This window comes from Streptomyces sp. NPDC015032, from assembly GCF_043080425.1.
Lineage (GTDB): Bacteria > Actinomycetota > Actinomycetes > Streptomycetales > Streptomycetaceae > Streptomyces.
Genome location: NZ_JBIBVN010000032.1, coordinates 1 through 14100 on the forward strand (window position 1 = coordinate 1; position 14100 = coordinate 14100).

The 14100-nt window shown below is 68.7% G+C and carries 5 protein-coding genes and 1 tRNA gene; 5 read left to right on the top strand and 1 reads right to left on the bottom strand.

What is annotated here, in order from left to right; genetic code table 11:
• Positions 1–239: 239 nt before the first annotated feature.
• Positions 240–312: transfer RNA gene (locus tag ACF08M_RS31650), tRNA-Thr, on the top strand.
• 108 nt (positions 313–420) lie between these two features.
• Here ACF08M_RS31650 and ACF08M_RS31655 read toward each other — a convergent pair.
• Positions 421–3048: a SpoIIE family protein phosphatase gene (locus tag ACF08M_RS31655; protein ID WP_392188697.1), complete on the bottom strand. Its 2628-nt coding sequence runs from the start codon at positions 3046–3048 to the stop codon at positions 421–423.
• Between the two features lie 401 nt (positions 3049–3449).
• On the opposite strand from ACF08M_RS31655, the gene ACF08M_RS31660 reads away from it, so the two are divergent.
• The 4 genes from ACF08M_RS31660 to ACF08M_RS31675 all read left to right on the top strand — a co-directional run bounded on the left by ACF08M_RS31660 (position 3450) and on the right by ACF08M_RS31675 (position 13948).
• The gene (locus ACF08M_RS31660; protein WP_392188698.1) at positions 3450–8897 is read left to right on the top strand and encodes a HAMP domain-containing protein; all 5448 of its coding nucleotides are present in this window, start codon (positions 3450–3452) and stop codon (positions 8895–8897) included.
• 244 nt (positions 8898–9141) lie between these two features.
• Complete coding sequence (locus tag ACF08M_RS31665; protein ID WP_392188699.1) at positions 9142–9819, top strand: two-component system response regulator; 678 nt, start codon at positions 9142–9144, stop codon at positions 9817–9819.
• Between the two features lie 265 nt (positions 9820–10084).
• Positions 10085–12856: a DNA translocase FtsK gene (locus tag ACF08M_RS31670; RefSeq protein WP_392188700.1), complete on the top strand. Its 2772-nt coding sequence runs from the start codon at positions 10085–10087 to the stop codon at positions 12854–12856.
• Between the two features lie 291 nt (positions 12857–13147).
• On the top strand, positions 13148–13948 hold the full coding sequence (locus ACF08M_RS31675; protein WP_392188701.1) for a helix-turn-helix domain-containing protein: 801 nt from the start codon (positions 13148–13150) through the stop codon (positions 13946–13948).
• Positions 13949–14100: the final 152 nt, after the last annotated feature.

Here is a 14100-nt window from a genome sequence, read left to right on the forward strand (position 1 = left end):
ACTGCAGGGGGGACCCTGTGGGAGAGTAGGACGCCGCCGAACTCCTTTTGTTGGAGAGCCCCGTGCCCTTGTGGCACGGGGCTTTTCTGCGTTCAGGGAACCTATCGACGGGGGTGGCCGACATCGTGGTACGAGGTGTGGTGGCTCCTGGTGAGAGCCCGTCAGAGCCACCTGCGGGCATTGGTTTTGAGCATCCGTGAGTTCAGGGTATGCTTTACCTCGTTGCCACCGCGCAGCAGGCCCCAATAGCTCAGTCGGTAGAGCGTCTCCATGGTAAGGAGAAGGTCTGCGGTTCGATTCCGCATTGGGGCTCAGGAAAGAAGAAAGGCCCCCGCCATTCGGCGGGGGCCTTTTTGCGTATCCGGTGTGCCCGCTGAGGTGTTGGTGTGTGCCAGCGGATCCGGACCCGGTGAAATGCGGTCAGGCGGTGGGCTGTTCAGGGACGCGCATGGCGAGGATGGCCATGTCGTCGGAGGCCGGCTCCGCGGCGAAGCGTTCGACTGCCCGCAGGATGCGTGCTGCCACCGCGCCGGCCGTGAGGCCCGTACAGGTGGCCAGGACATTCGCCAGGCCGTCGTCGCCGAGCATGCGGGCGCCCTCGCGGCGTTCCGTGACACCGTCGGTCACACACAGCAGGACATCGCCGGGAGCGAGGGTGACGGTCTGCTCGTACAGTTCGAGGTCCTCGATGACGCCCAGCAGCGGCTGAGGCTCGGCCGCCGCCTCGACCGAGCCGTCCTGGTGCAGGCGCAGCGGCAGGGGGTGGCCCGCGCAGACCACCTTTGCCAGAGCGCTGCCGTCCTCCTGGGGCCGCAGCTCCCCGTACAGGAGAGTCAGGAAACGGCTTCGGGCGCCCTCGTCCAGGATGGCGGCGTTGAGGCGCTCCAGGACTGCCGGGCCGCCGAAGCCCTCTCGGGCGAGGAGGCGCAGGGCATGGCGGGCGAGACCGGTGACGGCCGCGGCCTCCGGACCCGTACCGCAGACGTCACCGATGGCGAAGCCGTAGGCCCCGTCGCGGATCGGGAAGACGTCGTAGAAGTCGCCGCCGACCTCATTGCCCTCGCCCGCGGCGCGGTAGATGACCTCGATCTCGACGTTGGGGACCTCGGGCAGCCCCGGCGGCAGAAGACTGCGCTGGAGGGACTGGCTGATCGCCATGCGCTCCGAGTAGAGGCGGGCGTTGTCGAGTGCGAGGGCAGCGCGTCGGGAGAGATCCTCGGCCAGTTCCAGGATCTCCTGGCGGAAGTGGTCGTCGGAGGGCTTTCCGAGCGTGAGCATGCCGATGACGCGGTTTCGGGCGACGAGTGGCAGGACCACTGTCTCTCCGCCGACCGCGGCAGCGGTGGCGAGCGTCGTGTGGACGCCGGAGCCGAGCCCGCCGGGCTCGCCGAGGCCGAGCGTACGCATCGAGGTGCGCAGGGCTGCCTGGTGGGCGGCCTCGGACGGGGCCGCCCAGACGCGGGCGCCGGGGGTTGGCACGGGGTCCGGGGGAGCGATCTTGGAGAGCAGGGCCTTGAGGCCGTCGATGCGCTCCTCGTCCTCGTGCAGGACGTAGGAGAGGTACGGCTCCGAGGACTGGTCGGCGATCGTGTAGACGGCGCACCAGGTGGCCAGGGTGGGGACGGTCATCTGGGCCATCAGAGCCAGGGTCTGGTCCCGGTCGAGCGTGCCCGCGAGCAGGTCGGAGGCCTCTACCAGGAAGGAGAGGGAACCACGGCGCAGGCGTTCCAGCTCGCCCAGGCGGGCCGATTCCACGGCCAGCGCGATGCGGTCGGCGGCGAACTGGAGGCGCAGGGCCTCCTCGTTGGAGTAGCGGCCGGCCGCTTCCGCGGCGACGCCGAGGGAGCCCGTGAGGCGCCCTTCGACCTTCAGCGGGACGGTGACGACGGAACGCATCCCGGTGCCGCCGAGCAGCGGGACAGCACCGGGCACGCTGTCGAGGTCCTCGTGGACGGCGGGCATCCGGGCGGAGCCGTACCGTCCGGTGCCTGCTTCCACCGGAACCCTGGCGAAGCGCTGGCGGGCGGAGGGCAGGCCGGTTGTGGCCCGTACCTCCAGCTCCGTTTCGTCGTCCGTCGCCAGCAGCAGGAAGGCCGAATCGGCGTCGAGCATGTCGCGGGCCCGCTCGACCGTGCGCTGGAGCAGGCCGTCGAGGTCGTCGGGGGCCGGGGAGCCGATGAAGATCTCGAACGGATCCGTCTTGTGGCCGTCGGCGTTAGCGTCGGACACCGGTGTGCGTACGGGGGACTGGAGCACGGCGCGTTCGTAGTCGCGGACGAGCAGGCAGACCGTGGACGGTTCGCCGTGGGTGTCGCGGACACGGAGGTGCGAGGCGTAGACGGGGATGGTGCGGCCGTCGGCGCCCCGGATCCCGTAACTGCCTTCCCAGCGCGAAAGCCGCAGTGCCTCGACGATGCCCGTGTTGGTGCCGGGTGTCTGCGGCCAGGCGGTCAGGTCGGTGAGCTGTTTGCCGGTGACCTGGTCGGCGGTGTGGCCGAAGAGGAACGCGGCGTCCTCGTTCCAGGCGGCGATGGAACCGGTGCTGTCGATCTGGACGACGGCCACCCGGACGCGCTCGTCGGCGACCGGGAGCAGCCCGACCGGGAGCAGCGGGCCGGCGGAGCGGATGCCCACCGGGCGCTCCGGAAGGTCGAGCTGGAACCAGACATGTTTGCGGGTGGGCGAATACTCCACACCCCACCGGGCGGCGAGCGCCGCGCAGAGCAGCAGCCCGCGGCCGTTCTCGCGGTCCGGGCTGCCGAAGTCCAGACCCGTGCTCTGGAGCGGGACCTCGCGTTCCGGGTAGTGGTCCGAGACCTCGATCCGTACGCCGTCCTCCGTACGCAGGCACAGCACGTCAGCGGCCGTGCCCGCGTGCACCACGGCGTTGGTCACGAGCTCGCTGGTGAGAACGACGGCGTCGTCGACGACATCCGTGTATCCCCAGCCCTGGAGAGTGTCACGGACGAAGGCGCGGGCGGTCGCGACGGAGCGTCCGACCGGGTCGAAGGTGGCGGCCGCGCGCGCGGTGATCACAGCACTCCCCATATGGTGTCTCGTCGCTTCCCCGAGTCCTGTGCCCGTTTCTCGCCGCTTCGATTCGCCTGCCAGGCTAGACGCTCGGCCCCGGTACCGGGTACCCGAGGGCCGTCTTCGGGCAGCAACGACCAGGAGCGGACATGTGACCGGACAAGTGTGGTCTTCCCAACAGGGGTATGTGGGGCAACCGTTGGAGGCTGCACCCCGATCGGGTCGGGCCTGGTACGTTTCAACGATTTGACGTCCGCATGGTCACCCGTCGACGGTGGGCAGCGGCGGTAGCCAACGAGGAACTGGGCAAGCTCCCAGAAAAGGCCCGAGCGATACGGTCAACCCCTGCGGGAGGGAACACGGTGGAGTCTGGCGTGGCGGCGCGGGGAACAGGCACGCGCACAAAAGGCGGACAGCCCGTGAAAAAGCAGCGCAACGGAACCATCGACGTCGAAGCGGCGGCGCTCAACAGGCTCTTGGCGGGTCTGGTCGCGATGCGCGACGGGAACTTCCGCAGGCGTCTGACCGTCTCGGGCGACGGCGTCATGGCGGAGATCGCGGCGGTGTTCAACGAGGTCGCCGACCGCAACCTCCACCTCACCGGCGAGCTGGCCCGGGTACGGCGGGTGGTCGGACGCGAGGGGAAGCTCACCGAGCGGCTGGAGACGGGCGCCTGCGAGGGCTCCTGGGCCGCCGCCATCGACGCCTCCAACGAGCTGGTGGACGATCTGGCCCGGCCGGTCTCGGAGGTCGGGCGGGTGCTGTCGGCGGTGGCCGACGGTGATCTCGAACAGCGGATGGAACTGCGGTCGCACACGGCCGACGAGACGGTACGGCCGCTGCGCGGCGAGTTCCTGAAGGTCGCCCGTACGGTCAACAACCTGGTCGACCAGCTGTCGGCGTTCACCGAGCAGGTGACGCGGGTCGCGGTCGAAGTGGGTACCGAGGGCAAGCTGGGCGGACAGGCCCAGGTGCGCGGGATGTCCGGGTCGTGGAAGGACCTCACGGATTCCGTGAACACCATGGCGTACAGGCTCACGGCGCAGGTGCGGGACATCGCCCTGGTGACGACGGCGGTCGCCAAGGGGGACCTGTCGCGGAAGGTCACCGTCCATGTGGCCGGCGAGATGCTCCAGCTGAAGAACACCGTCAACACGATGGTCGATCAGCTGTCGTCGTTCTCCTCCGAGGTGACCCGGGTCGCCCGCGAGGTGGGCACGGAGGGCGAGCTGGGCGGGCAGGCGACCGTGCCGGGTGTGGCCGGGGTGTGGAAGGACCTCACCGACTCCGTCAACACGATGGCCGGAAACCTGACCTCCCAGGTGCGCGGGATCGCCGAGGTGACGACGGCCGTCGCCAACGGCGACCTGTCCCAGAAGGTCAGGGTGAGCGCCCGGGGCGAGGTCGCGCAGCTGGCCGAGACCATCAACCAGATGACGGAGACGCTGCGGACCTTCGCGGACGAAGTGACCCGGGTGGCCAGCGAGGTCGGTGGCGAGGGTCTGCTCGGCGGCCAGGCCCAGGTGCCGGGCGCGGCGGGGACCTGGAAGGACCTCACCGATTCGGTGAACACGGTCTTCCGGAACCTGACGACCCAGGTGCGCGACATCGCGCAGGTGACCACGGCGGTGGCCAGCGGTGACATGACGCAGAAGGTCACCGTCAATGTGGCCGGCGAGATGCTGGAGCTGAAGAACACCGTCAACACGATGGTGGACCAGCTCCAGTCCTTCGGTTCGGAAGTGACCCGGGTGGCCCGGGAGGTCGGCGTCGAGGGCCGGTTGGGCGGGCAGGCCGAGGTGCCGGGCGCGGCGGGGACCTGGAAGGACCTCACCGATTCGGTGAACACGGCGTTCCGGAACCTGACGGGGCAGGTGCGGGACATCGCGCAGGTGACGACCGCGGTCGCCAACGGTGATCTCTCGCAGAAGGTCACCGTCGATGTCGCGGGCGAGATGCTGGAGCTGAAGAACACCGTCAACACGATGGTGGCGCAGCTCTCGTCCTTCGCCGACCAGGTGACGCGGATGGCGCGTGACGTGGGCACGGAGGGCCGTCTCGGCGGTCAGGCCCGGGTCGACGGTGTTTCCGGTACGTGGAAGGAGCTCACCGACTCCGTCAATTTCATGGCGGGGAACCTGACCTCCCAGGTGCGCCAGATCGCGCAGGTGACCACGGCGGTGGCGCGCGGTGACCTGTCGCAGAAGATCGATGTGGACGCGCGCGGCGAGATCCTGGAGCTGAAGAACACCATCAACACGATGGTCGACCAGCTCTCCGCCTTCGCCGACCAGGTGACCCGGGTGGCCCGCGAGGTGGGCACCGACGGGCGGCTCGGCGGCCAGGCGCAGGTTCCCGGCGTGGCCGGCGTGTGGCGCGATCTGACCGATTCGGTCAACGGCATGGCGGGGAACCTCACCGCCCAGGTCCGCAACATCGCGCAGGTCGCCACGGCGGTGGCGCGCGGTGACCTGTCGCAGAAGATCGATGTGGACGCGCGCGGCGAGATCCTGGAGCTGAAGAACACCCTCAACACGATGGTGGACCAGCTCTCGAACTTCGCCGAGCAGGTGACGCGGGTGGCCCGCGAGGTGGGCACGGAAGGCATCCTGGGCGGCCAGGCCGAGGTGCAGGGGGTGTCCGGCACGTGGAAGGACCTCACCCAGTCCGTCAACGGCATGGCGAACAACCTGACCCTTCAGGTCCGCAATATCGCCGAGGTCACCACCGCGGTCGCCAACGGCGATCTGTCCAAGAAGATCACGGTCGACGCCAAGGGGGAGATCCTCGAACTGGTCACGACCGTCAACACCATGGTCGACCAGCTGCTCAACTTCGCCGACGAGGTGACCCGGGTCGCCCGCGAGGTGGGTACCGAGGGCATCCTCGGCGGCCAGGCCCGGGTGCGCGGAGCGACCGGTATCTGGAAGGACCTCAGCGACAACGTCAACCTGATGGCCAACAACCTGACCAGCCAGGTGCGGAACATCTCCCGGGTCTCGTCCGCGGTCGCCAACGGTGATCTGACGAAGAAGGTCACCGTCGAGGCGCGGGGCGAGATCGCCGAGCTCGCCGACACCGTCAATACGATGGTGACGACGCTGTCCTCGTTCGCCGACGAGGTGACGCGAGTCGCCCGTGAGGTGGGTACGGAAGGCGAGCTGGGCGGCCAGGCACGCGTTCCCGGGGTCTCCGGTACGTGGAAGGACCTCACCGAGTCCGTGAACTCGATGGCGTCCAACCTGACCGGTCAGGTGCGGCAGATCGCGACGGTCACGACGGCCATCGCCAAGGGCGATCTCACGAAGAAGATCGACATCGACGCGCGCGGTGAGATCCAGGAGCTGAAGAACACCATCAACACGATGGTCGACCAGCTGTCCTCGTTCGCCGAGCAGGTGACCCGGGTGGCCCGTGAGGTGGGTACGGAGGGGCAGCTGGGCGGCCAGGCCCGGGTCCGGGACGTCGACGGCACCTGGCGCGACCTCACCGAGTCGGTGAACGAGATGGCCGGGAACCTCACCCGTCAGGTGCGGGCCATCGCGGCCGTCGCCACCGCGGTGACCCGCGGCGATCTCAACCTCAAGATCGATGTGGACGCGGCGGGCGAGATCCAGGCCCTGCAGGACAACATCAACACGATGATCGCCAACCTGCGCGACACCACGGCCACCAACAAGGAGCAGGACTGGCTGAAGGGCAACCTCGCCCGGATCTCCGGTCTGATGCAGGGGCGGCGCGATCTCGACGACGTGGCCTCGCTGATCATGAGTGAGCTGACCCCGGTCGTCTCCGCGCAGCACGGTGCGTTCTTCCTGGCCATGCCGACCGGGGACACCGGCGCGGTGGGGTCGGAGAGCGACAGCGACAGCTCGTACGAACTCTGCATGAGGGGCAGTTACGGATATTCAGCGGGATCGATGCCGACTTCGTTCCGGCCCGGTGAGACGCTCATCGGCACGGCCGCGGAGGAGAAGCGGACCATCCAGGTGGACAACGTTCCGCCGGGATACCTGAAGATCTCCTCCGGGCTCGGCGAGGCGCCGCCCGCACATGTGATCGTGCTGCCGGTGCTCTTCGAGGGGAAGGTTCTCGGAGTGATCGAGCTGGCCTCGTTCCAGCCGTTCACACATATTCAGCGGGACTTTCTCAACCAGCTCGCCGAGATGATCGCGACGAGCGTCAACACCATCAGCGTCAATACGAAGACCGAGAAGCTCCTTGAGCAGTCGCAGGAGCTGGCCGCGCAATTGCGGGACCGGTCACAGGAGTTGGAGAACCGGCAGAAGGCGCTTCAGGAATCCAACGCCGAACTGGAGGAGAAGGCCGAGCTGCTGGCCCAGCAGAACCGCGACATCGAGGTCAAGAACACCGAGATCGAAGATGCCCGGCAGGTCCTGGAGGAGCGTGCCGAGCAGCTCGCGGTCTCGATGCGCTACAAGTCGGAGTTCCTGGCGAACATGTCGCACGAGTTGCGCACACCGCTCAACTCGCTGCTCATTCTTGCCAAGTTGCTCGCAGACAATGCCGAGGGGAATCTCTCGCCCAAGCAGGTGGAGTTCGCCGAGACGATCCACGGGGCCGGATCCGATCTGCTTCAGCTGATCAATGACATTCTCGATCTGACGAAGGTCGAGGCGGGCAAGATGGATGTCAGCCCGACCCGGATCGCGCTGGTCCAGCTCGTCGATTACGTGGAGGCGACGTTCCGGCCGCTCACCGCGGAGAAGGGACTCGATTTCGCGGTACGGGTCTCGCCGGAGCTTCCCGCGACCCTGCACACGGACGAGCAGCGGCTGCTCCAGGTGCTGCGCAATCTCCTTTCCAACGCGGTGAAGTTCACCGACAGCGGGGCGGTCGAGCTGGTGATCCGGCACGCCAACGAGGACGTGCCGAACGCCATCCGCGAGCAGCTCCTGGAGGCCGGCTCGCTGCATGACGCCGATGCCGACCTGATCGCCTTCTCGGTCACCGACACGGGCATCGGGATCGCGTCCGGCAAGATGCTGGTGATCTTCGAGGCGTTCAAGCAGGCGGACGGTACGACCAGTCGCAAGTACGGCGGTACGGGGCTCGGCCTGTCCATCAGCCGGGAGATCGCACGGCTTCTGGGCGGCGAGATCCACGCGGCGAGCGAGCCGGGCCGCGGCTCGACCTTCACGCTGTATCTGCCGCTGCACCCGAGCGAGTTGCCGCCGCAGGGGTATCCGCAGATCGGCATGGGGCCGGGCGAGGCACAGAGCGGCGCGGCCGACGAGGGTCTGCTTCCGGAGGCCGGTCCGAGTACTGAGCCGACTGCCACCGCGCAGGATCCGGCCGGTGCCTCCGGCGCCGCTGGTGCCGCCGGGCTCATGCGGCAGCGCCGCACCACCCCGGGAAGTGCGGAGCGGCGGCCCGTGCTGCCGTCCCGTGCTGCCGCCCCGACCGCTCCGCAGGAGCCGTGGGCGCTCGGCGGGCAGGAGGAACCGGAGGCCCGCAGGACGTTCCGGTTCCACGGCGAGAAGGTGCTGATCGTCGACGACGACATCCGCAACGTCTTCGCGCTCACCAGCGTGCTGGAGCAGCACGGTCTCTCGGTGCTGTACGCGGAGAACGGACGTGTGGGCATCGAAGTCCTCGAACAGCACGACGATGTGACGGTCGTACTGATGGACATCATGATGCCGGAGATGGACGGCTATGCCACGACGACGGCGATCCGCCGGATGCCCCAGTTCGCCGGCCTGCCGATCGTCGCGCTGACCGCGAAGGCCATGAAGGGGGACCGGGAGAAGGCGATCGAATCCGGCGCTTCCGATTATGTGACCAAGCCTGTTGATCCTGATCATCTCCTTTCCGTAATGGAGCAGTGGATGCGCGGAGAGTGATCATTGGCTGAGGGAATCGCGATGAGTTGGTGATCGACTGTGCCCGCAGGGGTGTGAGAAGGCCCTGTGCGGGGAACCTTCTCGTCTCCCACCGCGTTTCTGCTGTGTGCACAGTGACATCGCGGTGACAGGGTGTGGTGACGGGCGGGGTGCGGCTACCATGACCGGCACAAGGACGGACGGCGCAAGGGAGTCGTCCCCTGGGGCGGCGCCCGGTGCAATTCGGGGGCGAGGAGGACGGGCCATGGTGCAGAAGGCCAAGATCCTCCTGGTCGATGACCGGCCGGAGAATCTGCTGGCGCTGGAGGCCATCCTCTCTGCGCTCGATCAGACACTGGTACGGGCATCGTCAGGGGAGGAAGCGCTCAAAGCGCTGCTCACGGACGACTTCGCGGTCATTCTGCTGGACGTCCAGATGCCGGGCATGGACGGTTTCGAAACCGCGGCGCACATCAAGCGGCGGGAACGGACCCGCGACATCCCGATCATCTTTCTCACCGCGATCAACCATGGTCCGCACCACACCTTCAGGGGATATGCGGCAGGCGCGGTGGACTACATCTCGAAGCCGTTCGACCCGTGGGTGCTGCGGGCCAAGGTCTCGGTCTTCGTCGAGCTGTACATGAAGAACTGCAAGCTCCGTGAGCAGGCAGCGCTGCTGCGTCTCCAGTTGGAGAGCGACACCGACGGCGGTCCGGGCCACGAGAGGGAGCCCGCGGGACTGCTGGCCGAGCTCTCGGCGCGGCTCGCGGCCGTCGAGGAGCAGGCCGAAGCGCTCTCCAAGCAGCTCGATGACGAGTCGGCGGATGCGGCGGCCGTGGCCACCGCCGCCCACCTGGAACGCAAACTGACCGGCCTGCGCCGGGCACTCGATGCGCTGGAACCCGGTACGGGAAGCGGCGCGCCCGTGCTCCCCTCGTAGCGTCGTACGCCGCACGGCTCCACGGCGGGAAGCGGTCCGGTGGTGCGACCTCCGGCCGGGGGATGGGCGGTTGTCCGGAGACCTGGTCCAACTGCTGCGCCGTCCCGGTCGTTCATCGGTCGACGGACCGGTGGTTCGACGGTTTGGGGCCGGGGCATCCGGTGGCGTGAGAGCGCGTCAGTTTCCGGCCTCTGTCCAGCGACACGGTCGGGTGAAGCGGCAGGCACGCGTGTTCACGGCCGTCGACACCGGTAACCTCGGCACCATGGCCTCACGTACGTCCGGCAAGGGTTCCCAGGGCACGGCGGGCACCGCGAAGCGCGTCGGCCGTACCGCGGGGCCGGCCAAGAAAGCCGCGCCCGCGAAGAAGACCGCGCCTGCCAAGAAGACCGCCGCGAAGAAGACCGCGCCCGCAAAGAGGGCCCCCGCCAAGAAGGCGGCCGCGCCCAAACCGGCCCCGTCGCCCACCGGCGGCGTGTACCGGCTGGCGCGCGCCGTCTGGCTCGGTGCGGCCCACGCCGTCGGCGCGATGTTCCGCGGTATAGGGCGCGGTGCCAAGGGGCTCGACCCCGCGCACCGCAAGGACGGTGTCGCGCTGCTGCTGCTCGGTCTCGCGCTGGTCGTCGCCGCGGGCACCTGGTCGAATCTGCGCGGGCCCGTCGGGGACCTCGTCGAGATGCTCGTCACCGGAGCCTTCGGCCGGCTCGATCTGCTCGTGCCGATACTGCTCGGCGCCATCGCCGTCCGGCTGATCCGCTACCCGGAGAAGCCCGAGGCCAACGGACGCATCGTCATCGGACTCTCGGCCCTGGTCGTCGGGGTGCTCGGACAGGTCCACATCGCGTGCGGGTCGCCCGGCCGGGACGACACCACGGCGATGCAGGACGCGGGCGGCCTCATCGGCTGGGCCGCCTCCAAGCCGCTGATCTACACGATGGGCGAAGTCCTCGCCGTACCGCTGCTGCTGCTGCTCACGGTCTTCGGCCTGCTCGTCGTCACCGCCACACCGGTGAACGCCATTCCGCAACGGCTCCGGCTGCTCGGCACCAAGCTGGGCATCCTCGACCCGGCGTACGACCCCGAGGCGGCCGGGGAGAGCGACGACGAGCGCTACGACGAGCAGTGGCGCGAGGCGCTGCCCGCCCGCCGCTCCTCCGCCCGCCGCTCCGAGGCGCCCGAGGAGTACGACCCCGACGGGGCGGAGGCCGACGCGCTCTCCAAGCGCCGCAGGCCGCGCAGGCCCACCGCGCAGCCCGCGATGAACCGCACCATGGACGCGGTGGACGTCGCCGCGGCCGCCGCGGCCGCGCTCGACGGGGCCGTGCTCAACGGAATGCCGCCCTCGCCGCTCGTCGCCGACCTCACCCAGGGCGTCTCGGTGGAGCGCGAACGCACGGGCTCGCCGGTGCCGGGTGCCCGGGAGGGCGAGCCCGCCACCGGGGGCGGGAAGCCGGAGAAGGCGGCGCCCCTGGGCGGTGTGCCCGATCTGACGAAGCCCGCGCCCGACAGCTCGCAGTCCCAGCCGCTGCCGGCCCGTGCCGAGCAGCTTCAGCTCTCCGGCGACATCACCTACTCGCTGCCCTCGCTCGACCTGCTGAAACGCGGCGGTCCCGGCAAGACCCGCAGTGCCGCCAACGACGCGATCGTCGCCGCCCTGACGAACGTCTTCACCGAGTTCAAGGTCGACGCCGCCGTCACCGGCTTCACCCGCGGACCGACGGTCACCCGGTACGAGGTGGAACTCGGCCCGGCGGTGAAGGTCGAGCGGATCACCGCGCTCGCCAAGAACATCGCGTACGCCGTCGCCAGCCCCGACGTCCGGATCATCTCGCCGATCCCGGGCAAGTCGGCGGTGGGCATCGAGATCCCCAACACCGACCGGGAGATGGTCAACCTCGGCGACGTGCTGCGCCTCGCGGACGCCGCCGAGGACGACCATCCGATGCTGGTCGCGCTGGGCAAGGACGTCGAGGGCGGCTATGTGATGGCCAACCTGGCGAAGATGCCGCACGTGCTGGTGGCCGGCGCGACCGGTTCCGGCAAGTCGTCGTGCATCAACTGTCTGATCACCTCGGTCATGGTGCGGGCGACGCCGGACGACGTCCGGATGGTGCTGGTCGACCCCAAGCGGGTCGAGCTGACCGCGTACGAGGGCATCCCGCACCTGATCACGCCGATCATCACCAACCCCAAGCGCGCCGCCGAGGCCCTCCAGTGGGTCGTACGGGAGATGGACCTCCGGTACGACGACCTCGCCGCGTTCGGGTACCGGCACATCGACGACTTCAATCAGGCCGTCCGCAACGGCAAGGTCAAACCGCCGGAGGGCAGCGAGCGCGAGCTCTCGCCGTACCCGTATCTGCTGGTGATCGTCGACGAGCTCGCCGACCTGATGATGGTCGCTCCGCGCGATGTGGAGGACGCCATCGTCCGCATCACCCAGCTGGCCCGCGCGGCCGGTATCCACCTCGTGCTTGCGACCCAGCGGCCCTCGGTCGACGTCGTCACCGGTCTGATCAAGGCGAACGTGCCCTCCCGGCTCGCTTTCGCCACGTCCTCGCTGGCCGACAGCCGGGTCATCCTCGACCAGCCCGGCGCCGAGAAGCTCATCGGAAAGGGTGACGGTCTGTTCCTGCCGATGGGTGCCAACAAGCCCACCCGTATGCAGGGCGCCTTCGTCACCGAGGACGAGGTCGCGGCCATTGTCCAGCACTGCAAGGATCAGATGGCGCCGGTCTTCCGCGAGGACGTGGTGGTCGGCACCGCCAAGAAGAAGGAGATCGACGAGGACATCGGCGACGACCTGGATCTGCTCTGCCAGGCCGCCGAACTGGTCGTCTCCACCCAGTTCGGATCCACCTCGATGCTCCAGCGCAAGCTGCGGGTCGGATTCGCCAAGGCCGGCCGGCTGATGGACCTGATGGAGTCGCGGAACATCGTCGGGCCGAGCGAGGGATCCAAGGCGCGTGACGTCATGGTGAAACCGGACGAGCTGGACGGGGTGTTGGCACTGATCCGCGGAGAAACCGCTTCGTAGCGGCTCCGAGGAGACGCCGGATGTGTGGAGAAGCGGGGTTCGGGGTGAAGTCCGGGCAACCGTTTCGCCGGGTCGTACGTCAAGTTGAAGAGAAGGACGGCAGGATGGTCCTTCTCGGGGCGGCCCGGTGGATTTGACGGCGTTCGAGTCCTCTGACGTGAGTCCGATGCGTTCGAGTCCGACAACGCGAGTCCGATGGCGTACAAAGTCCTTTCTCCCGGTTGCCCCACCCTTTTGTACCCCCCCTAGACTGAACACCCAGCAGGTGGCTCACGCTCGAAAGGCACCCCCGTGTCCATCGGCAACTCCCCCGAAGACGACCGGCCTTCGATCGGTCGAGTGCTCCAGCAGGCTCGTATCGCCGCAGGTCTCACGGTCGAAGAGATCAGTTCGTCCACCCGGGTGCGCATCCCCATCGTGCACGCGATCGAAGAGGACGACTTCTCCCGCTGTGGCGGCCACGTGTATGCGCGCGGCCATATCCGTACCTTGGCCCGGGCCGTCGGGATCGACCCGGAACCGCTGGTTTCGCAGTACGACGACGAGCACGGCGGCCGTCCCGCACCCACGCCCGCGGCTCCGTTGTTCGAGGCAGAGAGAATCCGTTCCGAACCCCGGCGGCCCAACTGGACGGCGGCCATGGTCGCGGCGATCGTCGTCGTCGTCGGCTTCGTCGGCTTCACCTTCCTCAAGGGCGGCGACGACAGTTCCTCGACCACACCGGTCGCGGAGGGCTCGACGCCCGACACCAAGAGCCCCAAGCCGATGGCCAGCAAGCCCGTCGACCCCAAGCCGGCGCCTTCCGACAGTGCCATCGCCGCGGCACCCAGGGACAAGGTGACGGTGAAGCTCAGCGCCAGCCAGGGCAAGAGCTGGATCTCCGCCAAGGACCACAACGGGCGACTGCTCTTCGACGGCCTGCTGCTCCAGGGCCAGTCCAAGACGTTCCAGGACCAGGAGCGGGTCGACCTCGTCCTCGGTGACGCCGGATCCATCGAGCTCTTCGTGAACGGCAAGAAGGTCGAGGACAAGTTCCAGCCCGGTCAGGTCGAGCGGCTCTCGTACACCAAGGGCGATCCGGCGGTCGGCTGACCCGTGCACGCACGGTCTTTGAAGCCGTCCACGCGACGCGGCGGGGGGGGGGGGGGGGCCCCCCGGCCCCCCCCCCCCCCCCGGGGGGGGGGGGGGGGCCGGCGGGGGGGGGGGGGGTGGGGCCGGGGCGGAAACAGCACAAAACAAACCCA